Source organism: Streptomyces nigra (assembly GCF_003074055.1).
Lineage (GTDB): Bacteria > Actinomycetota > Actinomycetes > Streptomycetales > Streptomycetaceae > Streptomyces > Streptomyces nigra.
The window spans coordinates 2,339,655-2,359,785 of the sequence record NZ_CP029043.1 but is presented as its reverse complement, the minus strand read 5'-3'; the positions used below and the strand labels follow the sequence as shown (position 1 = coordinate 2,359,785).

20 protein-coding genes are annotated in these 20,131 nt (G+C 73.6%); 8 read left to right on the top strand and 12 right to left on the bottom strand.

The window, feature by feature from the left end; genetic code table 11:
• Positions 1–12: 12 nt before the first annotated feature.
• The 3 genes from DC008_RS10945 to DC008_RS10935 all read left to right on the top strand — a co-directional run bounded on the left by DC008_RS10945 (position 13) and on the right by DC008_RS10935 (position 4,591).
• Positions 13–3,228, top strand: coding sequence for a S41 family peptidase (locus DC008_RS10945; protein WP_108706811.1), 3,216 nt, complete (start codon positions 13–15; stop codon positions 3,226–3,228).
• Positions 3,229–3,319: 91 nt separating this feature from the next.
• Positions 3,320–3,673 (top strand): histidine triad nucleotide-binding protein, encoded by a 354-nt coding sequence (locus tag DC008_RS10940; protein WP_108706810.1) that lies wholly within the window; start codon positions 3,320–3,322, stop codon positions 3,671–3,673.
• Between the two features lie 6 nt (positions 3,674–3,679).
• A complete protein-coding gene (locus DC008_RS10935; protein ID WP_108706809.1) occupies positions 3,680–4,591 on the top strand; it encodes a ribonuclease Z in 912 nt (303 codons plus the stop codon).
• 4 nt (positions 4,592–4,595) lie between these two features.
• Here the strand turns inward: DC008_RS10935 and DC008_RS10930 are convergent, their stop codons facing one another.
• The gene (locus tag DC008_RS10930; RefSeq protein ID WP_108706808.1) at positions 4,596–5,864 is read right to left on the bottom strand and encodes an MFS transporter; all 1,269 of its coding nucleotides are present in this window, start codon (positions 5,862–5,864) and stop codon (positions 4,596–4,598) included.
• 199 nt (positions 5,865–6,063) lie between these two features.
• Positions 6,064–6,852 carry an IclR family transcriptional regulator gene (locus DC008_RS10925; RefSeq protein ID WP_108706807.1) on the bottom strand — a complete coding sequence of 263 codons (789 nt, stop codon included), beginning with the start codon at positions 6,850–6,852 and terminating at the stop codon, positions 6,064–6,066.
• 98 nt (positions 6,853–6,950) lie between these two features.
• Between DC008_RS10925 and DC008_RS10920 the strand changes: the two genes are divergently transcribed.
• Positions 6,951–7,913 carry a 5-dehydro-4-deoxyglucarate dehydratase gene (locus tag DC008_RS10920; RefSeq protein WP_108706806.1) on the top strand — a complete coding sequence of 321 codons (963 nt, stop codon included), beginning with the start codon at positions 6,951–6,953 and terminating at the stop codon, positions 7,911–7,913.
• A gap of 87 nt (positions 7,914–8,000) precedes the next feature.
• Positions 8,001–9,158, top strand: coding sequence for a carbohydrate kinase family protein (locus DC008_RS10915; protein ID WP_374207421.1), 1,158 nt, complete (start codon positions 8,001–8,003; stop codon positions 9,156–9,158).
• Between the two features lie 6 nt (positions 9,159–9,164).
• On the opposite strand, the gene DC008_RS10910 is transcribed toward DC008_RS10915, so the two are convergent.
• The 3 genes from DC008_RS10910 to DC008_RS10900 form a co-directional block, all read right to left on the bottom strand.
• Entirely contained in the window at positions 9,165–9,971 is an 807-nt protein-coding gene (locus DC008_RS10910; protein ID WP_108706805.1) for a VOC family protein, read from the bottom strand.
• Positions 9,972–10,053: 82 nt separating this feature from the next.
• Positions 10,054–10,407 (bottom strand): cytidine/deoxycytidylate deaminase family protein, encoded by a 354-nt coding sequence (locus DC008_RS10905; RefSeq protein WP_108706804.1) that lies wholly within the window; start codon positions 10,405–10,407, stop codon positions 10,054–10,056.
• 28 nt (positions 10,408–10,435) lie between these two features.
• A complete protein-coding gene (locus tag DC008_RS10900) occupies positions 10,436–11,257 on the bottom strand; it encodes a helix-turn-helix transcriptional regulator (RefSeq protein ID WP_164492441.1) in 822 nt (273 codons plus the stop codon).
• A 205-nt stretch (positions 11,258–11,462) separates the two neighbouring features.
• Here DC008_RS10900 and DC008_RS10895 point away from each other — a divergent pair, with 205 nt between their 5' ends.
• Positions 11,463–12,857: an MFS transporter gene (locus tag DC008_RS10895; RefSeq protein WP_108706803.1), complete on the top strand. Its 1,395-nt coding sequence runs from the start codon at positions 11,463–11,465 to the stop codon at positions 12,855–12,857.
• Here the strand turns inward: DC008_RS10895 and DC008_RS10890 are convergent.
• The 5 genes from DC008_RS10890 to era all read right to left on the bottom strand — a co-directional run bounded on the left by DC008_RS10890 (position 12,819) and on the right by era (position 17,174).
• Positions 12,819–13,178 (bottom strand): MmcQ/YjbR family DNA-binding protein, encoded by a 360-nt coding sequence (locus DC008_RS10890; RefSeq protein WP_108706802.1) that lies wholly within the window; start codon positions 13,176–13,178, stop codon positions 12,819–12,821. The genes DC008_RS10895 and DC008_RS10890 overlap by 39 nt on opposite strands.
• Entirely contained in the window at positions 13,175–14,482 is a 1,308-nt protein-coding gene (locus DC008_RS10885) for a hemolysin family protein (RefSeq protein ID WP_108706801.1), read from the bottom strand. The genes DC008_RS10890 and DC008_RS10885 overlap by 4 nt, the downstream gene beginning before the upstream one ends.
• Positions 14,479–14,976, bottom strand: a complete 498-nt coding sequence (ybeY, locus tag DC008_RS10880) for an rRNA maturation RNase YbeY (RefSeq protein WP_055620879.1) — start codon at positions 14,974–14,976, stop codon at positions 14,479–14,481. Before ybeY ends, DC008_RS10885 begins: the two co-directional genes overlap by 4 nt.
• Before the next feature lie 13 nt (positions 14,977–14,989).
• The gene (locus tag DC008_RS10875) at positions 14,990–16,063 is read right to left on the bottom strand and encodes a PhoH family protein (RefSeq protein WP_108706800.1); all 1,074 of its coding nucleotides are present in this window, start codon (positions 16,061–16,063) and stop codon (positions 14,990–14,992) included.
• A 142-nt stretch (positions 16,064–16,205) separates the two neighbouring features.
• A complete protein-coding gene (gene era, locus DC008_RS10870; protein WP_108706799.1) occupies positions 16,206–17,174 on the bottom strand; it encodes a GTPase Era in 969 nt (322 codons plus the stop codon).
• 104 nt (positions 17,175–17,278) lie between these two features.
• Here era and DC008_RS10865 point away from each other — a divergent pair, with 104 nt between their 5' ends.
• On the top strand, positions 17,279–17,617 hold the full coding sequence (locus tag DC008_RS10865) for a P-II family nitrogen regulator (RefSeq protein ID WP_108706798.1): 339 nt from the start codon (positions 17,279–17,281) through the stop codon (positions 17,615–17,617).
• A gap of 32 nt (positions 17,618–17,649) precedes the next feature.
• On the opposite strand, the gene DC008_RS10860 is transcribed toward DC008_RS10865, so the two are convergent.
• A complete protein-coding gene (locus tag DC008_RS10860) occupies positions 17,650–18,126 on the bottom strand; it encodes a hypothetical protein (RefSeq protein ID WP_108706797.1) in 477 nt (158 codons plus the stop codon).
• Positions 18,127–18,298: 172 nt separating this feature from the next.
• Complete coding sequence (locus DC008_RS10855; protein WP_108706796.1) at positions 18,299–19,144, bottom strand: helix-turn-helix transcriptional regulator; 846 nt, start codon at positions 19,142–19,144, stop codon at positions 18,299–18,301.
• 119 nt (positions 19,145–19,263) lie between these two features.
• Here DC008_RS10855 and DC008_RS10850 point away from each other — a divergent pair, with 119 nt between their 5' ends.
• Positions 19,264–20,118: an NAD-dependent epimerase/dehydratase family protein gene (locus DC008_RS10850; RefSeq protein ID WP_108706795.1), complete on the top strand. Its 855-nt coding sequence runs from the start codon at positions 19,264–19,266 to the stop codon at positions 20,116–20,118.
• Positions 20,119–20,131 lie beyond the last annotated feature (13 nt).

Sequence of the window (20,131 nt, the reverse complement as noted above, 5' to 3'; positions counted from 1 at the left end):
TAGGGTGATCGCGTGACACAGCCCGCGACCTCCGCTCCGGCCCAGCCCGCCTACCTGCGGTACCCGCATCTGCACGGCGACCTCGTCGCGTTCACCGCGGAGGACGACGTCTGGCTCGCCCCGCTCGACGGCGGCCGCGCCTGGCGGGTCAGCGCCGACAACGTCCCCGTCACCTCGCCGCGCATCTCGCCCGACGGCACCACCGTCGCCTGGACGTCGACCCGCGACGGCGCCCCCGAGGTGCACATCGCGCCGGTCGACGGCGGCCCCTCGACCCGCCTCACCCACTGGGGCAGCCCGCGCACCCGGGTCCGGGGCTGGACCCCGGACGGCCGGGTCCTCGCCACCAGCACCTGGGGCCAGGCCGGCAGCCGCCGCACCTGGGCGCACGCCGTCCCGCTGGACGGCGGACCCGCCACCACCCTGCCGTACGGGCCCGTCGGCGACGTCGTGCACGGGCCGCGGCTGCTGCTCGCCTCCGCGCCGATGGGTCTGGAGGCCGCCCGCTGGAAGCGCTACCGGGGCGGCACCGCGGGCAAGCTGTGGATCGACCGCGACGGCGACGGCGCATTCGTCCGGCTGCACGAGGAGCTGGACGGGAACCTGGAGTGCCCCCTGTGGGTGGGCGACCGGGTCGCGTTCCTCTCCGACCACGAGGGCGTGGGCGCCCTGTACTCGTCCCTCGCCGACGGCACCGACCTGCGCCGCCACACGCCGATCGACGGCTTCTATGCCCGGCACGCCGCCGGGGACGGCTCCCGGGTCGTCCACGCGAGCGCCGGCGACCTGTGGCTGCTCGACGACCTGGACACGGCCGAGCCGCGGCGCCTCGCCGTCCGGCTCGGCGGACAGCGCACCGACCGGCGGCCGTACGTGCTGAACGCCGCCCGCTGGTTCGGCTCCGCGTCCCCCGACCACACCGCGCGCGGCAGCGCCGTCGCCGTCCGCGGCAGCGTCCACTGGGTCACCCACCGCTCCGGGCCCGCCCGCGCCCTCGCCGCCGAGCCCGGCGTCCGCGCCCGGCTGCCGCGCACCTTCCGCACGGACGGCGAGGAGTGGGTGGTGTGGGTGACGGACGCGGAGGGCGAGGACGCCCTCGAGTTCGCCCCGGCCACCGGTCTCGCGCCGGGCACCACCCCGCGCCGGCTCGCCGCCGGACGGCTCGGACGGGTGCTGGAGCTCGCCATGGCCCCCGACGGCAGCCGGGCCGCGGTCGCCGCGCACGACGGACGGCTCCTGCTCGTCGAACGGGACAGCGGCGAGGTCCGCGAGGTCGACCGCAGCGCCGACGGCAATGTCTCGGGGCTGGTCTTCTCGCCCGATTCGGCCTGGCTCGCCTGGGCGCATCCCGGCCCCGACCCGCTGTCCCAGCTGAAGCTCGCCAACACCACCGATCTGTCGGTGTCCGAGGCGACCCCGCTGCGGTTCCGGGACTACGCGCCCGCGTTCACCCACGACGGCAAGCACCTGGTGTTCCTGTCCACCCGGGCCTTCGACCCCGTCTACGACGAGCACGTCTTCGACCTCGCCTTCGTGGTGGGCTCCCGGCCGCATCTGATCACGCTCGCCGCGACCACCCCGTCGCCCTTCGGCCCGCAGCGGCACGGGCGCGCCTTCGACGCCCCGGACAAGGACGAGACGCCCGACAGCGAGGGCACCCCGGCCACCCGGATCGACCTGGAGGGCCTCGCCGACCGGATCGTGCCCTTCCCGGTCGAGGCCGCCCGCTACTCGCATCTGCGGGCCGCCAAGGACGGTGTGCTGTGGCTGCGGCATCCCGTGCAGGGCGCGCTCGGCGCGGCCCGGGCCAGCCTCGACGACCCCGAGCCGAAGACCGAGCTGGAGCGCTACGACCTCGTGCAGCGGCGGGTGGAGCATCTCGCCGACGACGCCGACCACTTCGAGGTCAGCGGCGACGGCCGGCGGGTGCTGCTGTGGACGGACCGGCGGCTCAAGGTCGTCCCGAGCGACCGGCGGGCCTCCGGCGACGAGGACGGCGACTCGAACATCACCGTGGACCTCGGCCGGGTCCGCCGGCGCGTCGACCCGGCGGCGGAGTGGCGCCAGATGTTCGAGGAGACCGGGCGCATCATGCGCGACCACTTCTGGCGGGCCGACATGAACGGCGTCGACTGGGCGGGCGTCCTCGACCGCTACCGGCCGCTGCTGGACAAGGTGGCCACCCACGACGACCTGGTCGACCTGCTGTGGGAGGTCCAGGGCGAGCTGGGCACCTCGCACGCGTACGTCGGCTCGCGCGGCTACGGCGGCGGGCCCCGGCAGGGCCTGCTCGGCGCGGACATCTCCCGCCATGAGGACGGCAGTTGGCGGATCGACCGGATCCTGCCGTCGGAGACCTCCGACCCGGAGGCACGGGCGCCGCTGGCCGCCCCGGGCGTCGCCGTGCGCCCCGGGGACGCGATCGCCGCGGTGGCCGGGATGCCGGTGGACCCGGTGACCGGGCCGGGACCGCTGCTGGTCGGCACCGCGGGCAAGCCGGTGGAGCTGACGATCGCGCCGGCCGGCGGCGGGGACGCCCGGCACACCGTCGTCGTCCCGGTCGCCGACGAGCAGCCGCTGCGCTACCACGCGTGGGTCGCGGACCGGCGGGCGTACGTCCACGAGCGGTCCGGCGGCCGGCTCGGCTATCTGCACGTGCCGGACATGCAGGCGCCCGGCTGGGCCCAGATCCACCGTGACCTGCGGGTCGAGGTGGCCCGCGAGGGCCTGGTCGTCGACGTGCGGGAGAACGGCGGCGGGCACACCTCGCAGCTGGTCGTGGAGAAGCTCGCCCGGCGCATCGTCGGCTGGGAGATGCCGCGCGGCATGCGGCCGAACAGCTATCCCATGGACGCGCCGCGCGGTCCGGTGGTGGCCGTGGCGAACGAGTTCTCCGGCTCCGACGGCGACATCGTCAACGCGGCGATCAAGGCGCTCGGCCTGGGCCCGGTCGTCGGCACCCGCACCTGGGGCGGGGTCATCGGCATCGACAGCCGCTACCACCTGGTCGACGGCACCCTGGTCACCCAGCCCAAGTACGCCATCTGGCTGGAGGGGTTCGGCTGGGACGTGGAGAACCACGGGGTCGACCCGGACGTCGAGGTGGTCCAGCGCCCGCAGGACTGGGTGGCGGGCCGGGACGCGCAGCTGGACGAGGCGATCCGCCTCGCGCTGGAGGCGCTGGAGACCCGTCCGGCGAAGACCCCGCCGGCCCTGCCGGAGCGCTGAGGGGCGCCGCGCGACCACTCCCCGCGCGGCGGCACCCGGCGACGATACGATGCCCCGGTCACACCATCGCCGTCCAACGCCCGGAGGGACCATGGCTGGGGAGCCGCAGGACGACTGCCTGTTCTGCAAGATCGTCGCTGGGCATGTGCCGGCGACGATCGTGCGGGAGACCGAGACGACCGTCGCCTTCCGCGACATCAACCCGCAGGCGCCCACCCATGTCCTGATCATCCCCAGGGCGCACCACAAGGACGCCGCCGCGCTCGCCACCGCCGAACCGGAGCTCGCCGCGGACCTCCTGCGCGAGGCGCAGGCCGTCGCCGACGACGAGAAGCTGGACAGCTACCGCATCGTGTTCAACACCGGTGCGGGTGCGGGCCAGACGGTCTTCCACACGCACGCCCACGTCCTCGGCGGCCGCGGCCTCGAGTGGCCCCCCGGATAAGTCGCCGTGTCCGTACGTGAACTGGTCGTCCTCGGCACCGCGAGCCAGGTCCCGACCCGGCACCGCAACCACAACGGCTATGTGCTGCGCTGGGACGGCGAGGGCATCCTGTTCGACCCGGGCGAGGGCACCCAGCGGCAGATGCTGCGGGCCGGGGTCGCCGCCCACGACCTGAACCGGATCTGCGTCACCCACTTCCACGGCGACCACTCGCTGGGCCTGGCCGGGGTGATCCAGAGGATCAACCTCGACCGGGTCCCGCACCCGGTCACCGCCCACTATCCGCGCTCCGGGCAGCGGTTCTTCGACCGGTTGCGGTACGCCACCGCCTACCGGGAGACCGCCGAGATCGCGCCGGCCCCGGTCGACTCCGACGGGGTCGTCGCCGACGCCGGCTCCTACACGCTGCACACCGCCCGGCTGTCCCACCCCGTCGAGTCGTACGGCTACCGCCTGGTCGAGCCCGACGGCCGCCGCATGCTGCCCGAGCGGCTCGCCGCGCACGGCATCGAGGGCCCGGACGTCGGCCGGCTCCAGCGGGATGGCGCGCTCGGCTCGGTCACGCTCGACGACGTGAGCGAGGTCCGGCGCGGGCAGCGGTTCGCGTTCGTCATGGACACCAGGCTGTGCGACGGCGTGTACGCCCTCGCCGACGGCTGCGACATGCTCGTCATCGAGTCCACCTTCCTGGACGAGGACGCCGCCCTCGCCGAGGAGCACGGCCATCTGACCGCGGGTCAGGCCGCCCGGGTCGCGCGGGACGCCGGGGTGGGCCATCTGGTCCTCACCCACTTCAGCCAGCGCTACACCGACCCGGGCGAGTTCGAGCGCCAGGCCCGGGCCGCCGGCTTCGAGGCGGACCTGACCGTGGCGCACGACCTGCTCCGGGTGCCCTTCCCGAAGCGCCGGCCCAACTGACCACCTAGGTCGCGGGGGCCAGGCGCTCCGGTGCGGCCGGGGCGGCCTCGGCGGTGTCCAGCGGGATCGAGACGACCTCGACGCCGTCCGCGGACCCGTCCGGCTCCGGCGTACGGCGGCCGAGCGCCACCACCGTCAGCGGTACGGCGACCAGCAGCAGCCCCGCCGCGAGGATCACGCCCATCATCGGGAAGCCCGCCCCGGCCGACAGCACGCTCCCGGTGAGCGGGCCCGCGGCCGTGCCCAGCGAGGAGGCCGAGCCGACGAGCACCGCCCAGCGGCCCCGCCCGTCGAGGGAGGCGGCCAGGCCGATGACGTACGACAGCACGATCGGGTACAGCGTGTTCCAGGCGATCTCGCCGGTCGCGAACGACGTCAGGTCCGTCGCGGAGGCGCTGAGCGCGATGCACACGGCGATGAGGACGGTGCCGCCGCCGACGGGCATCGCGCGGCCGAGCCGGGGGCCGAGCGCGCCCGCGCCGGTCACACCGAGCAGTCCGGCGCCGAGCGCCACGGCGAACACCGCGCCGACCGCGGCCTCCGTCATATGGGCCTGTTCCAGGCCGATCCGGCCGCTGACGCCCCACAGGGAGTTCTGCGCGAGGGACCACAGCAGCATGCAGCCGGCGAGCACGAGGCCGTGCCGGCGGTGGGGGAGCGGCGCCGCGGGCCGTGCCGCCGAGGTGCCGGACGTGGCCTCGGCGGCGGGGAGCCGGCCGGTGAGCGGCCACACCGCGAGCGCGGTGAGGGCGATCGCGGCCAGCGGCCGGTCGTGGCCGGCGCCGAGGTGCGGGACCGTCAGATAGAGGGCGCCCGCGAGGGCGGAGACGCCGAGCAGCCCGGCGGTGGTGACCCGGTGCGGGTCGGTGCGCCAGCTCCCGCGTCCGGTGCGGGGCGAGGACGCCCCGAGGGCGGCGATCCGGGTGGCGGCGACCGCGGTGACCGTGCCGGAGCCGAGGCCACCGGCCATGACACCGGCGACGACGGCCGGTACGGCGTGCGCGAGCGCGGCCCCGCCGTAGCCGAGCAGGGCCAGGAGCAGCCCGGTCCGGGCGAGCCGGCGGGCGCCCAGGCGCTCCACGCGGGAGGCCAGCAGGAAGCCCGCCGACGCCGAACTCAGCAGCAGGGCACTGCCGATGGCGCCGGCCTGGGTCGGGGTGAGCGGAAGCCCGGAGTCGAGGCGGCCGACGACGGTCGGCAGCAGATACGGGGCGAGGTACCCGGCCGTGAAAAGGGCGACGAGGGGCCAGGGGGTGGTGCGAGGGGCGAGCACGGGCGTTCCCAGGGCATGCGAAAGAGAGGCACGGAAAGGGGGAGGGGCGCAGGCCGTCGACGGACAGGAACGCGCGGGCAATTTGTATCAAGCACGGGGACGTGCGAAGAAGGCCGGGCGGTGTGATCTGAGGCACGTTCGGTTTGCAGGTGTCGAACAGGGGTAAAAGCGCTGCCTCACAGGGTGCTGAAAACCCCTCTCACCTGCGCCAGTGCACCGAACCGCCCGCCGCGCCGGGAGCCGTCGCCTCGATCTTCGTGCGGATCTCCCGCAGCACCGCGACGATCCGCTCCTCGTGCCGCGGCGACCAGCGGGCCACCGGCACGGAGCAGCTGATCGCGTCCTGCGCGGGGGTGTCGTAGCGCAGGGCGAAGCCGAGCCCGATGATGCCGGGGACGCTCTCCTCGCGGTCGACCGACCAGCCGCGCTCCCGCACCTCGGCGAGGTCCGCGGCCAGGGCGGCGCGGGTGGTGCGGGTGCGGGGCGTCAGCGTCGGATACGGGCCCTCGGGGAGGTCGGAGTCGGGGCGTTCGGCGAGCAGGGCCTTGCCCAGGGCGCCCGCGTGGGCGGGCAGACGCCGGCCGACCCGGCTGATGGTCCGCAGATACGCGTGCGACTCACGGGTGGCCAGATAGGCGACGTCCCGCCCGTCCAGCCGGGCCAGATGCACCGTCTCGCCGAGCGCCTGCGACGCCTCGTCCAGATACGGCCGTACGAGGCGGACGCGCGGGTCGGAGTCGAGATAGCTGGTGCCGGTCAGCAGGGCGTGGATGCCGATGCCGTAGAGCGAACCGGTGACGTCGGTGCGCACCCAGCCCCGCGAGATCAGGGTCTGCAACAGCGCGTACATGGAGCTGCGCGGGACGTCGAGGGTGTCCGCGAGTTCCTGGAGGCGGGCCGGGCGGTCCCCGCGCGCGGCGAGGAGCTCCAGCAGCTCGACCGTGCGCGCCGCGGACTTCACCTCGCGGACGCCGCCTGTGTCTGACATGGGGCGATCGTAATCCGGAGGGAGGGGCCGTTGACGCTCCACCGTTCACTCACCTAATCTCCATTCTCATACATGGACGATGTTCAGATGGGGAGATGATGGGCGTGGGCCTTGCCGCGACTACGGAAACAGCCGTGGACACCGCCGGGCGGCTGCGGGACGCCATGGCCCGGGGCGTGCTGTCCTTCCCGCTCACCAGCTTCCACACCGACGGCTCCCTGGACCTGGACGGCTTCCGCGCCCACCTGGCCGGTCAGCTCGCCACCGGTCCCGGCGCCGTGTTCCCCGCCTGCGGCACCGGCGAGTTCTTCTCGCTGGACGAGGACGAGTACCGCGCGGTCGTCACCGCCGCCGTCGAGGAGACCGCCGGACGGGTGCCCGTCGTGGCCGGCGTCGGCTACGGCTGGGCGCAGGCCGCCCGCTTCGCCCGGATCGCCGAGGAGGCCGGCGCCGATGCCCTCCTCGTCCTGCCGCACTATCTCGTCGCCGCCCCGCAGGACGGCCTCGTCGCCCAACTGGAGTCGATCGCCGCCCGGACCCGGCTGCCGCTCGTCGCCTACCAGCGTGGACAGGTCGCCTTCACCCCGGCCGCGCTGCGCCACGCCGCCCGCATCCCCACCCTCGTCGGCCTCAAGGACGGCCACGGCGACCTCGACCGCCTCCAGCGCCTCACCCTCGCCGCCCCCGACGGCTTTCTCTTCTTCAACGGCGCCTCCACCGCCGAACTCCAGGCCCGCGCCTACGCCGGGGTCGGCGTCCCCGCCTACTCCTCCGCCGTGCACGCCTTCGCCCCCGAGATCGCGAACGCCTTCTTCGCCGCGCTCCGGGACGGCGACGACGCCACCGTGACCCGCCTCCTGCGCGACTTCTACGCCCCGCTCGCCGAGATCCGCGACCGGGTGCCCGGCTACGCGGTGTCCCTGGTCAAGGCCGCGGCCCGGCTGCGCGGCCGCACCGTCGGCCCGGTCCGCGCCCCGCTGACCGACCCGTCCCCCGCCGACCTGGCCGATCTGCGCGGCCTCCTCACCACCGGACTCGCCCTGGTGGGGGCCGCCCTGTGACCTGAGGGCCCCCCGGCGGGGAACACATGGCGTTGTCCGTGGCGTGGTGCACACTGGCCAGATCAGGACCACGTCAGGGAGCGCACCGTGACCACGCCCACCGCGCCCACCGGGAAGGGACCCTCGCCCCAGGGGCCGCCACCCCTGTCCAAGGGGCCGTACCGGCGGGCGACGACCGACCCGCTCGCCGGGCTGCGCGAGCCCGGCGACCCGCCCTGGGACGTGTATCTGACCGGCACGGTCTTCCTCGACATCATTTTCACCGGCCTCGACTCCGCCCCGGTGCGCGGCACCGAGTCCTGGGCCCGCGGCATGGGCTCCAGCCCCGGCGGCGTGGCCAACATGGCGACGGCGCTCGCCCGCCTCGGCCTGAAGACGTCGCTCGCGGCGGCCTTCGGCGACGACCACTACGGCGACTACTGCTGGGACGCGCTGGAGCAGGGCGAGGGCATCGACCTCTCGCCCTCCCGCACCGTGCCCGGCTGGCACTCGCCGGTCACCGTCTCCATGGCCTACGAGGGCGAGCGCACCATGGTCTCCCACGGCCATGAGCCGCCCCCCGAGGAGCCCGCGCCGGACTGCCCGCCCCGCGCCCGGGCCGCCGTCGCCTCGTTGGTCCCGGGCACCAGGGCCCCCTGGATCGCACAGGCCGCGAGCAAGGGCACCCGGGTCTTCGCCGACGTCGGCTGGGACGACACCGGCGCCTGGGACCTGGCCGGCCTCGCCGACCTGGAGCACTGCGAGGCGTTCCTGCCGAACGCCGAGGAGGCCATGCGCTACACCCGCACCGGCTCCCCGCAGGAGGCCGCGCACGCCCTCACCGAGCATGTGCCGGTCGCCGTGGTGACCCTGGGCGCGGAGGGCGCGTACGCCGTCGACGGACGGACCGGCGAGACCGCCGTCGTCCCCGCGATCGCCGTGGAGGCGCTGGACCCCACCGGCGCGGGCGATGTCTTCGTGGCCGGGTTCGTCACCGGCACCCTCGCGGGCTGGCCGCTCGCCGACCGGCTCGCCTTCGCCGGGCTGACCGCCGCGCTGTCCGTCCAGGAGTTCGGCGGCTCCCTGTCGGCGCCCGGCTGGGCGGAGATCGGCGCCTGGTGGCGCCAGGTGCGGTCGCTGGCCGGCCAGGACCGGGAGGCCCTGCGCCGGTACGCCTTTCTCGCCGATCTGGTGCCGGAGGAGTCGGGGCGGCCGTGGCCGCTGCGCCGGGCCGTCCCGACGATCGGCTTCCGCCGCTCTGCCTGACCGCGCTCAGGCCGCCGGGGGCGGGGCCGGGGTCAGCAGGACGAAGTCGGCGTTCGACGGGTCGAGGCAGACCGCCAGCCGGCCGACGCCCTCCGCGTCCACCGGGCCCATCTGCACGGTGCCGCCGTGACCGGTGACCTGCGCGACCGCCGCGTCGCAGTCGGTGACGCCGAACACGGGGTGCCAGTACGGCCGTCCGTCCGCCGGCGCGAGGCTCTCCTTCGGCAGCTCCATCAGACCGCCCTGCATCCGCTCCTCGGGCAGCCCGGCGGGCCTGATCAGCGTGTACGCGCCCCCATCGCCCGGCAGTTCCATGTCGCTGTACTGCCAGCCGAAGACCCCGCCGTAGAACTCCTTCGAGGCCTCGGCGTCACTCGTGTAGAGCTCGGTCCACGCCAGGGCGCCCGGCGCGTCCGTCAGTTCGAAGCCCGCGTTGCTCCCGGGCTGCCAGACGGCGAACTGCCCGCCCAGCGGATCGGTGAACTGCGCCATGCGGCCCCAGTCCCCGAGATCCTTCGGCGCCACGCGCACCGAGCCCCCGGCGCTCTCGACGGCCCGCGTGGTGGCGTCGGCGTCCTCGACGGCGAAGTAGATCATCCAGGCCGACCGCGCCCCCTCCTCGGTGAGCGGGCCCAGCCCGGCGACGGCCTTGCCGTCCTTCTGGAACATCCCGCCGCCGGCGTCCTCGGCCTCACCCATGGGCGCGTACCGCCAGCCGAGCACCGCGCCGTAGAAGTCCGCCGCGGCCCGCACGTCCGGTGCACCGAGATCCAGCCAGCAGGGGGAGCCGGGGGCGGAGTCGGTGGTGATCATGACGATCCCCTTTCGCGGGTCCTCGGCACCAGCCTGACATCCCGCACCGGCGCCCGCCCGCCGCACACCCGGACCGGCGGGCTCAGCCCGCCCGCAACGTCGTACGGACCGTGCCGTCCGGGCCCGCCACCAGCACCGGCGTCCCGTCGCCGCCCAGGTCGCGCACGGCCGCGATGTCCTCGGCGCGGGCGCCCTCGTCCTCGGTCACGACCGCCGCCGCCTCCAGCGACTTCGCGCCGGAGGCCACCGCCATCGCCACCGCCGTGCGCAGCGCGCTCAGCTTCAGGGAGTCCAGGTCGACGGTCCCGGCGACATACGTACGGCCGGTCTCGTCCCGTACGGCCGCCCCCTCGGGCACGCCGTTGCGGGCCCGCGCGGAACGGGCCAGGGTGACGATCTTGCGGTCCTCGGGGTCGAGCGCGCTGCTGTCGGTCATGACCCGAGCATACGGAGCGCCGCCGGCCCTACCCGGCCACGGGGTACATCGCCCCGCGCCGCCCCTCGGGGGAGGCCAGCCACTCCAGCTTCGCCGCCGTGTTCGCCTCGTCCAGCGGGGTGTGCAGCACGATCGACAGATCGGGGCGCACCGGCATCTGCATCACGCTCGACTCCATGCACAGCAGCCCGACCAGCGGATGGTCCAGCTCCTTGCGGATCTGCCCCGCGTCCTCGATGTCCCGCCGCTCCCACAGCGCGGCGAACTCCGGGCTGCACGCCCGCGCCTCGGCCAGCACCTCCTGGAACCCCTCGTCGTCCGGATTGGCCGAGCACAGGGCGCGGAACTGGGCGACGACCGAGGAGGCGTTCGCCTCCCAACTCCGGGACCGGGAGCGGTACATGGGGTCGGTGAAGAAGTCGATCAGGCAGTTCCAGCGACGGCCCGGGGCCATGCCCAGCACGGTCGCGGCCGCCTCGTTGTACATCACGCCGTTGTAGTACCGGTCCATGATGTGCGCCGGATACGGCATCCACGCGTCGATCAGCCGCCGCAGCCCCTCGCACATCTCCCGCTTGTCCGGGGCGACTTCGGCGGCCGGCGGGTTCAGCCCGGCCAGCAGATACAGATGCCGGCGCTCGGCGTTGCTCAGCCGCAGCACCCGCGCCACCGCGTCCAGCACCTGCGGCGACACCGAGATGTCCCGCCCCTGCTCCAGCCACTGGTACCAGGAGGCGCCCACCCCCGCGAGCACGGCGACCTCCTCGCGCCGCAGCCCCGGAGTGCGGCGCCGCGCACCACCGTCCGGCAGTCCCGCCTCGCCCGGCGAGACCCGGGCCCTCCTGCTCATCAGGAACTCGCGCAGCTCGCGCCGCCGATGACTCTTCAGCGTGCCCCCGGACACGTGACGGATCCCCCCTGTCGCGTCGGCTGGTGGTGCCACCACCAGGACAACTGCCCGCTCCCCACGGCTATTCCGGGGACGGAAGGCTCAGGGCCATGGCGATCGACACCGACCTCACCCGCTCCAAGTCCCCAGCGCCCGGCACCCCCGGATGTCCCCGCGCGACAAGCTCGTCCTGTTCGTGCTGTGCGCCGCCCAGTTCATGGTGGCGCTCGACTTCTCCGTCCTGAACGTCGCCCTGCCCGTCCTCGGTGCCGACCTCGGCATGGACCGCTCGGCGCTCCAGTGGGCGGTCACCGCGTTCGCCCTGCCGTCCGGCGGCTTCCTGCTCCTGTTCGGCCGCATCGGCGACCTCTACGGCCGTCGACGGCTGTTCCTCGGCGGGCTCGCCCTGTTCGCCGCGGCCTCCGTGCTCGCGACCCTCGCCTGGGACCCGGCGTCCTTCCTCGCCGGGCGGGCCCTGCAGGGCCTCGGCGCCGCCGTCATCGTGCCCACCGGGATGTCACTGCTGACGACGACCTTCCCCGAGGGGCCCGCCCGCGACCGGGCGCTCGGCATCTCCGGGACCCTGCTCTCCCTCGGCTTCACCATCGGCGTGGTCGCCGGCGGCGTCCTCACCGACACCCTCGGCTGGCGCTCCACGATGGGCCTGCTCGCCCTCTTCGCGCTGCTCGTCCTGCCCCTCGCCCCCGGACTGCTGCCGGAGTCCCGCACGCCCGCCCGGCCGCACCTCGACGTGCCCGGCGCGGTCACCGTCACCGGCGGTCTGCTCTCCCTGATCTACGCCCTGACGACGGCCGCCGGCCACGGCTTCGCCCGCGCCGACGTCCTCACCACCCTCGTCCTCGGCCTCGTGCTGCTCACGGCCTTCGCGGTCGTCGAGTCCCGCACCTCCGCACCGCTGGTCTCCCTGCCGATGCTGCGCCGCCGCACGGTGGCCTGGGGGAACCTGGGCGGCCTGGTGACCTTCTCGATGATGTCGACGGTCGTCTTCGTGCTCACCCTGTATCTGCAGGACGTCCTGCGGCTGTCCGCCTGGGAGACCGGGCTCGTCTTCGGCGCCCAGGGCATCGCCTCGGTGCTCGCCGGATCGGTCACGCCGCGCCTCGTCGGCCGGCTCGGGGCGCGCCGCACCCTGGTCCTCTCCCTCGCCGGGCAGGGCGTCTTCACCGGCGGCCTGCTGTTCCTGGACGCGCACTCCTGGTCCGTCTGGCTCGCGACGGCCGCCGTGTCGCTGGCCAGCATGTTCCACCTGGGGGCGATCATCTCCTACGGCCTGACGGTGACCTCGGGCGTCCCCGACGGGGAGCAGGGCCTGGCCACCGGCCTGGTCACCTCGACCCAGCAGGTCGGCATCACCGTCGGCATCCCGCTGCTCGGCGTCCTCGCCACCACCTCCGGCGACCTGCTCGCCGGCACCCGCACGGTCATGGCGCTGGACACCGGCATCGTCTTGGCCGCCGCCGCCCTCGTCGCCGTCGGGCTGCGCACCGGCCGGGCGGCCGCCTCAGGGCCGGTCGAGACGGAGCCGCTCGGCACGCGGTAGACCGGCCACGACCAGGTCGTACGAGTCCTCGACGAGCTCCCGGACCAGCCGGTCCGGGAGCCCGCCGTCCACCGTCACCGTGTTCCAGTGCCGCTTGTTCATGTGGTAGCCGGGGACGACCAGGCCGGGGTGCTCGGTGCGCAGCCGCACCGCGTCCTCCGGGTCGCACTTCAGGTTGACCGTCAGGGGCCGGGCGTCCAGGTCCGTCAGCGCGAAGAGCTTGCCGACCACCTTGAAGACGGATGTCTGCGGGTTGAACGGGAAGTCCTCCACCACGGCATCGAACGACAGGCACAGCGCCCGCAGCTCCTGAGGTGTCACTCCCGGCCCGCCTCCTCCGCAGGGGGCGCCACCGGGCCCACCGGCTCCACCAGCACCGTCACGATCTTGTTCCGCCGGCCGGCCGCCGCCTCCGCCGTCAGCCGCAGCTCGCGCCCGTCGGGCAGCTCCACCGTCGACGACGCCCCGGCGATCGGGACCCGGCCCAGCGCCTTCGCGAGCAGCCCGCCGACCGTCTCCACGTCCTCGTCGTCGTACTCGTCGAGGTCGTACAGCTCGCCCAGATCGGTGATGTCCAGGCGGGCCGTCACCCGGTAGCGGTCCTCGCCGAGCACCTCCACCGGCGGCAGTTCGCGGTCGTACTCGTCGGTGATCTCGCCGACGATCTCCTCGAGGATGTCCTCGATGGTGACGATGCCGGCGGTGCCGCCGTACTCGTCGATCACGACGGCGACGTGATTGCGCTCCTTCTGCATCTCGCGCAGCAGATCACCGGCGTTCTTGGTGTCCGGCACGAAGACCGCCGGGCGCATCGCCGTGGACACCAGCTCGCTCTCCGCGTCCCGCGAGATGTGCGTCTTGCGGGCCAGATCCTTCAGATAGACGATCCCGACCACGTCGTCCTCGCTCTCCCCGACGACCGGGATCCGGGAGAACCCGGAGCGCAGGGCGAGCGTGAGGGCCTGGCGGATCGTCTTGTACCGCTCGATCACCACCAGGTCCGTGCGCGGGACCATCACCTCGCGCACCAGGGTGTCGCCGAGCTCGAACACCGAGTGCACCATCCGGCGCTCCTCGGCCTCGATCAGCGACTCCGCCTCCGCCAGGTCGACCAGCGCGCGCAGCTCCGCCTCGGAGGCGAAGGGGCCCCGGCGGAAGCCCTTGCCGGGTGTGAGGGCGTTGCCGACGAGGATCAGCAGCGACGGGATCGGGCCCATGATCCGCGCGAGCGGCAGCAGCACGTACGCCGCCACCGTCGCCGTGTTCAGCGGATGCTGCCGGCCGATGGTGCGTGGCGAGACCCCGACGGCGACGTACGACACGAGGACCATGACGCCGATCGCGACCAGCAGGGCCTGCGTCGTGCCCGGGAACTCCTGGAGGCAGGCGTACGTGACGATGGCCGCCGCGGCCATCTCGCAGGCGACGCGGACCAGCAGCGCCACATTGAGATACCGCGTCGGGTCGGCGGCGACCTGCGCCAGCTTCGCGCTGCCCCGCCGCCCGCTCCGCACGGCCTCGTCGGCACGGAACCGGGAGACACGCGCCAGGCCCGCCTCCGCGCAGGCGGCGAGCCAGGCGACGACGACCAGGGCGATCGCGCCGGCGACGAGAGCCGGACTCATGACACGGTCGGGGCGGGGGAGGGACCGGTGAGCCCCTTCTCCGCACGCCAGCCGTCCACGATGGCCGCCTGCAGACCGAACATCTCGGCCTTCTCGTCGGGCTCCTCGTGGTCGTAGCCGAGGAGGTGCAGCACACCGTGGACGGTGAGCAGCTGCAGCTCCTCGTCCATGCTGTGCTGCGTCGGGGCCTCGGCGCCCTGCTTGGCGGCGACCTCCGGGCACAGCACGATGTCCCCGAGCAGACCCTGCGGGGGCTCGTCGTCGTCCTTGGAGGGCGGCCGCAGCTCGTCCATGGGGAACGACATGACATCGGTGGGCCCGGGCAGGTCCATCCACTGGATGTGCAGCTGCTCCATGGCGGCGGCGTCCACCACGATCACCGAGAGCTCGGACAGCGGGTGGATGCGCATCCGCCCCAGGGCGTAGCGGGCGATGTCGAGGATCGCCTGCTCGTCGACCTCGGTACCGGACTCGTTGTTGACGTCGATCGACATGCTGGTGCTCGGTCTACTTCCCCTTGTGCCCGGACTTGCCCCGGCCCGGACCCTTGTGGGTGCCGTTCTGGGTGCCGTGCGTGGTGTCGTACTTCTCGTACGCGTCGACGATACGGCCGACCAGCTTGTGCCGGACGACATCCTGCGACGACAGACGCGAGAAGTGGACGTCGTCGACGCCGTCGAGGATGTCCTGCACCTGCCGCAGACCGGACTTCGTGCCGTCCGGGAGGTCGACCTGGGTGACGTCACCGGTGATGACGATCTTCGAGTCGAAACCGAGGCGGGTGAGGAACATCTTCATCTGTTCGGGGCTCGTGTTCTGGGCCTCGTCCAGGATGATGAAGGCGTCGTTCAGGGTGCGGCCACGCATGTAGGCGAGCGGCGCGACCTCGATCGTCCCGGCCGCCATGAGCCGCGGGATCGAGTCCGGGTCGAGCATGTCGTGCAGCGCGTCGTACAGCGGGCGCAGATAGGGGTCGATCTTCTCGTACAGCGTGCCCGGCAGGAAGCCCAGCCGCTCGCCGGCCTCGACCGCGGGCCGGGTCAGGATGATGCGGTTGACCTGCTTGGACTGCAGGGCCTGCACCGCCTTGGCCATGGCCAGATAGGTCTTGCCCGTACCGGCGGGGCCGATGCCGAAGACGATCGTGTGCTTGTCTATGGCGTCGACGTACCGCTTCTGGTTGAGCGTCTTGGGGCGGATGGTGCGGCCGCGCGAGGAGAGGATGTTCTGCGTGAGCACCTCGGCCGGGGTCTCCTGGCCGTCGCCCTCGCCGTTGTCACTCGCCCTGAGCATGGCGATCGAGCGTTCCACTGCGTCCTCCGTCATCGGCTGCCCGGTGCGGAGCACCAGCATCATCTCGTCGAACAGGCGCTGGATGAGGGCGACCTCCGCGGCGTCGCCGACCGCGCTGATCTCGTTGCCCCGGACATGGATGTCGGCCGCCGGGAAGGCCTTCTCGACCACGCGCAACAGGGAGTCGCCGGACCCCAGCACGGTCACCATGGGGTGCTGGGCGGGGACGGTGAAATGTGCTCTCGCCTGCCCCTGCGCGGGTGTGTGAGCTGTGGGTGTCTGAGTCATGGGCCGGCTCTGAAGGCCTTGCTCGTCCTCCTCGAAACGACTCGCCCGCCACATGGGCGGCCTGGCGTTTTCCAGGGTACGCCGCGGGACCGACAACGCCGTAGGGCTTTTCCCGGGCCGGCTCCCGGAGCCGGCGAGGGCCTCAGAACCCCAGCTTGCGCAGCTGGCGGGGGTCGCGCTGCCAGTCCTTGGCCACCTTGACGTGCAGGTCCAGGAAGACCGGCGTGCCCAGCAGGGCCTCGATCTGCTTGCGGGACTTGATGCCGACCTCCTTCAGGCGCTTGCCCTTGGGGCCGATGATGATGCCCTTCTGGCTGGGGCGCTCGATGTAGACGAAGGCGTGGATGTCCAGCAGCGGCTTGTCGGCGGGCCGGTCCTCGCGGGGCAGCATCTCCTCCACGACGACGGCGATGGAGTGCGGCAGCTCGTCGCGGACACCCTCCAGCGCGGCCTCGCGGATCAGCTCCGCGATCATGACCTGCTCGGGCTCGTCGGTGAGCTCGCCGTCCGGGTAGAGCGCGGGGCCCTCCGGCAGCAGCGGGACGATCAGGTCGGCCAGCAGCTCGACCTGATCGCCGGCGACCGCCGACACCGGCACGATCTCCGCCCACTCGAAGCCCAGCTCCTTGCCGAGCTGGTCGATCGCGATGAGCTGCTCGGCGAGCGTCTTGCCGTCCACCAGGTCGGTCTTCGTGACGATCGCGATCTTCGGCGTCTTCTTGATCGACGCCAGCTCCTTGGCGATGAAGCGGTCACCGGGACCGAGCTTCTCGTTCGCCGGCAGGCAGAAGCCGATCACGTCGACCTCGGCCCAGGTGGTGCGGACCACGTCGTTCAGCCGCTCGCCCAGCAGGGTGCGCGGCTTGTGCAGACCCGGGGTGTCGACCAGGATCAGCTGCGCGTCCGGCCGGTGCACGATGCCGCGCACGGTGTGCCGCGTGGTCTGCGGCTGGTTCGCGGTGATCGCCACCTTCTGGCCGACCAGAGCATTCGTCAGCGTGGACTTGCCCGCGTTGGGGCGGCCCACGAAGCAGGCGAAGCCCGCGCGGTGGGGGGCCTCGGACGACGCCGACGGCTCGGATGACTTGCTGCGAACGCTCATGCCGCCCATTCTCCCTGATCCCCGGAGCCCCGCCGTACACCAGGGCGGCCCGCGGAGCGCCTACGATCACGGGGCCCGTCCGTCCCCGCCGCCCGGAAGGCCACCCAGCAGGCATGAAGCTGATCACCGCGGTCGTCAAGCCGTACCGGCTCGACGAGGTCAAGGAAGCCCTCCGGCAGCTCGGTGTGCACGGTCTCACCGTGACGGAGGCGAGCGGCCACGGCCGGCAGCGCGGGCACACCGAGGTGTACCGGGGCGCCGAGTACCAGGTCGACCTGGTGCCCAAGGTGCGTCTCGAGGCGGTCGTCGAGGACGCGGTGGCCGACGACGCCGTGGAGGCCGTCGTGAAGGCCGCGCACACGGGGAAGATCGGCGACGGCAAGGTCTGGGTGCTGCCCGTGGAGACGGTCGTGCGCGTCCGCACGGGAGAGCGCGGCCCCGACGCGCTGTAGCGCCCGGACCGCGCCCGCGTACGCCGCGCCGGTCAGTCGAAGACGAACGGGCCCGGGGCCTGCGGTCCGGTCGCCGTGCAGGTGATCGTGATGCCGAAGACGGTCATCTCGAGCGAGCCGCCGAACGCCTCCAGGCTGTCCCCGGAGGCCACGGTGCCGCTGAGCGGGCCGACCTGGACGGGGTCGCCCGCGGCCATCGCCGGGTTCTCGGTGCCGCTGAAGACGACGGTGCCACCGCCCGCCTTCACCAGGGTGAGCGTCGAGGCGATGGAGTCCTCGCCGAGCGCGATCGGCGCGGTGATGGCGGAGGAGTCGACGGTGAGGGTGGCGGCGGTGCCGTCCTGCGCCGCCGTGAGCGTGGCCTCGCCGCCGCCGAAGCCGCCGCAGTCCGCGGTGATCGTCGCCTTGTCGGGGGTGACCGCCAGCGCGGCCGGCGCGAGGACCAGCCCGGTGACCGCGAGCGCCCCGGCCGCCAGGGCCGCACCTGCTCCGATACGCGTACGTCTCATGGGAATCGCTCCCTCTCGGGTGTGGGGGCGTGCATGTGGGGGGACGGCCCGGCGGACGGGTGCGGACATCTGCGGGCGGGCCGGATCTGACGGTCCGTCGGAACCGCCGTTCCCATTGATGCGCGTGGGACGGAGGCCGGCAAGGGTGAAAACCGGCCTCGGCGCCACCCGGCTATCCGCGGGTCGACATGTCCTGGAGGCCCACCACCCGCAGCAGCTGCAGGCGCTCATGGGCGTCCGTGCCGGGCCGGGCGGAGTGCACGACCAGGAGGTGCCGCTGCCGATGGCTGACCATGACCTCGCAGTCCAGCTCCAGCAGCCCCACCAGCGGGTGCAGGAAGCGCTTGGTCGCCTGGTCGCGCCGGGCCACCTCGTGCGCGTCCCACAGCCGGGCGAACTCCTCGCTGCCCGCGCGCAGTTCGGCGACCAGACCGGCCGGCTCCGGGTCGTCGGGGCGGGCCGCGGCCACCGCGCGCAGATTGGCCACCTGCGCCCGCGCGATCTCCTCGTGGTCCTCCGGCGGGAAGAGGGTGCGCGCGGCCGGGTCGAGGAAGAAGCCCCGGGTCAGATTGCGCTCCCGCCGCGGGCGGGACATCACGTCCCCGGACAGCGCCCGGGCCATCGCGTTCTGCGCCAGCATCTCGCCGCAGTCGGTCACCACCTGCGCCGGTGAGTCGTACAGCCGGTCCAGGATCAGCAGCAGCCCGGGGCGTACGTGTGCCGACGCCGTCTCGCGCCGCGGCGGCTCCTCGCCGGACAGATGGAAGAGGTGGTCGCGCTCGTCCTCCGTCAGGCGCAGCGCACGGGCCAGCGCGGTCAGCATCTGCCGCGAGGGGCGCGGGCCACGGGACTGCTCCAGACGCGTGTAGTAGTCCACGGACATCCCGGCCAGCTGCGCCACCTCCTCCCGGCGCAGGCCCGGCGTACGGCGCCGCGCCCCGGGGGTGAGACCCACGTCCGACGGGGCCAGCCGGGCGCGGCCGCGGCGCAGGAAGTCGGCGAGTTCGGCTCGGTTCACCCCTCCAGCCTGCGCCATCGCGCGCGCCGTAACCAGGGACCGCCGATCCCCCGATCGACGGGTCTCTCCCGCCCGCGCCGGTCCCCGCCGAGGGTGGTGGGAGACGAGAGGAGCAGATCATGCAGACACTGGTGACGGGTACGACGGGACAGGTCGGCCGGCGGCTCGTGCCGCGGCTGCTGACGCAGGCCGGGCCGGGGGACCGGATCAGGGTCCTGGTCCGGGACGCGGCGCGCGGCGAGCGGTTCGCGGAGCTGGGCGCCGAGGTCGTCGTCGGCGACCTGCGGGACGAGGAGGCGCTCGGCAAGGCGGTCGCCGGCGTCGACGCGGTCGTCAATGTCGCGGCGGCCTTCCGCGGGGTCCCCGACGAGGAGGCGTGGGCGGTCAACGGGGACGCCGCCCTGGCGCTCGGCCGGGCCGCGCGGACGGCCGGGGTGGAGCGGTTCGTGCAGATCAGCACGAACAACGTGTACGGCGCCGGCCGCGGACGCCCGCTGGTCGAGGAGGACGAGAGCAGGCCCGGCGGGCACATGTGGGGCGCCTACCCGGCCTCCAAGCTGGAGGCCGAGCGGGGGCTGCTGGCGATGGAGGGCCTGGACGTGCGCATCGCCCGGCTCCCGTTCGTCTACGGCGAGGGCGACCCGCATCTGGAGAACGCCATGGCGTGGGCCCCGCGCTGGGCTCCGCAGCAGCGGCTGCACATGGCCCACCACGCGGACGTCGGCCAGGCCCTGACCCGCCTGCTGTACACGCCCGGGATCGCGGGCCGCATCTACAACGTCGGCGACGACGCCCCCGTCACCACCGTCGAGCTGTACCAGCTCAGCGGCCTGGAGGTGCCCGCCGCGCTGTACGACAACACCGACCCCGACCCCTGGCACAACATCGTGGACACCCGGCGCATCCGCCGCGAGCTCGGCTTCCGGCCGATCTACCCGAGCGTGTGGACCGCCCGGGACGCCGGGGCGCTGTGACGCGGGGCCGGAC

Coding starts and splice junctions, on each gene's coding strand:
- DC008_RS10940 (WP_108706810.1), top strand. CDS start 3,320: ATGGCTGGGGAGCCGCAGGACGACTGCCTGTTCTGCAAGATCGTCGCT.
- DC008_RS10925 (WP_108706807.1), bottom strand. CDS start 6,852: ATGTCAGACACAGGCGGCGTCCGCGAGGTGAAGTCCGCGGCGCGCACG.
- DC008_RS10920 (WP_108706806.1), top strand. CDS start 6,951: ATGGGCGTGGGCCTTGCCGCGACTACGGAAACAGCCGTGGACACCGCC.
- DC008_RS10910 (WP_108706805.1), bottom strand. CDS start 9,971: ATGATCACCACCGACTCCGCCCCCGGCTCCCCCTGCTGGCTGGATCTC.
- DC008_RS10905 (WP_108706804.1), bottom strand. CDS start 10,407: ATGACCGACAGCAGCGCGCTCGACCCCGAGGACCGCAAGATCGTCACC.
- DC008_RS10900 (WP_164492441.1), bottom strand. CDS start 11,257: ATGAGCAGGAGGGCCCGGGTCTCGCCGGGCGAGGCGGGACTGCCGGAC.
- DC008_RS10895 (WP_108706803.1), top strand. CDS start 11,463: ATGTCCCCGCGCGACAAGCTCGTCCTGTTCGTGCTGTGCGCCGCCCAG.
- DC008_RS10885 (WP_108706801.1), bottom strand. CDS start 14,482: ATGAGTCCGGCTCTCGTCGCCGGCGCGATCGCCCTGGTCGTCGTCGCC.
- ybeY (WP_055620879.1), bottom strand. CDS start 14,976: ATGTCGATCGACGTCAACAACGAGTCCGGTACCGAGGTCGACGAGCAG.
- DC008_RS10875 (WP_108706800.1), bottom strand. CDS start 16,063: ATGACTCAGACACCCACAGCTCACACACCCGCGCAGGGGCAGGCGAGA.
- era (WP_108706799.1), bottom strand. CDS start 17,174: ATGGGCGGCATGAGCGTTCGCAGCAAGTCATCCGAGCCGTCGGCGTCG.
- DC008_RS10865 (WP_108706798.1), top strand. CDS start 17,279: ATGAAGCTGATCACCGCGGTCGTCAAGCCGTACCGGCTCGACGAGGTC.
- DC008_RS10860 (WP_108706797.1), bottom strand. CDS start 18,126: ATGAGACGTACGCGTATCGGAGCAGGTGCGGCCCTGGCGGCCGGGGCG.
- DC008_RS10850 (WP_108706795.1), top strand. CDS start 19,264: ATGCAGACACTGGTGACGGGTACGACGGGACAGGTCGGCCGGCGGCTC.